Annotated in this window: 1 protein-coding gene; it reads right to left on the bottom strand. The window is 66.6% G+C overall.

What is annotated here, in order from left to right; all coding sequences use genetic code 11:
- Positions 1 to 200: 200 nt before the first annotated feature.
- On the bottom strand, positions 201 to 845 hold a 645-nt coding region (locus tag QPM17_RS23660), incomplete at its 5' end, for a LysR substrate-binding domain-containing protein (RefSeq protein WP_285394195.1).

The raw sequence follows: 845 nt of genomic DNA on the forward strand, positions 1-845 counted from the left end.
CGGCGATCAGCACATGGCCGCCCGCGCCGATGGCCGGCCAGGCGCGCGCCTGCACCTCGGTGGGCACACCGAGGGCGCGTGTGAACCACTGGCTGACGGCGGGATGGAAGACATCGAGCGGCATGGGCGCTCCAGAAATCGCTTTTCTACAACGTAATCGAGTGCGGGGAGATACGCGATGTTCCCGGAGCGAACGCCGGTTACCGCGACGGGAGCATGTCGTTCAGCTCACCCTCGAGCCATTCGATGAGCCGAGCGCTGTACCCTCGATTGTTAGTGGATGAAAGCCACAGGCATAGCCGGGCGGGCGTCTCGACGAAGCCCCAGGGAGCGATCAGTCGCCCCTGACGCAGCTCATCCTCGACCAACAGCCGAGGCGCTATCGCCACCCCCAATCCGGCCACTGCCGCCTCGATCAGATAATAGAGATGATCGAAGCCCTGCCCTTCGGCCAGCGCCCGATCGAGACGCGCCGAATCGAGCCCATGCGCACGCGCCCAGTGCGGCCAGGCCTGCGGCCGCGAGGCGGTATGCAGCAGCTTGGCGTCAAACAGCGTCGCCGGTCGCTGAGGATCGAACCGAGCGGCCAGCTGCGGGCTCACCACCGCGCCGATGTGTTCCGCTGTCAACTCGATCACCTCCAGGTCGGCCGGCCATGGCGGTTCGGCAAACGTCAGCGTTGCGCTGACCTCGTCCCTTCCCGGGGTAGCTTCGCTCTCGCTGGCGACGACATGCAGCTTGAGTTCCGGCAGCGCACGATGCAGGCGATCGAGCCGTGGAATGAGCCAGCGTGCCAGGAGGCTGCCGGGGCAGGCCAGAATGAACGGCGCCGCCTCGACGTCACG

Source organism: Marinobacter azerbaijanicus, assembly GCF_030250645.1.
In the GTDB taxonomy this organism is placed as follows: Bacteria; Pseudomonadota; Gammaproteobacteria; order Pseudomonadales; family Oleiphilaceae; genus Marinobacter; species Marinobacter azerbaijanicus.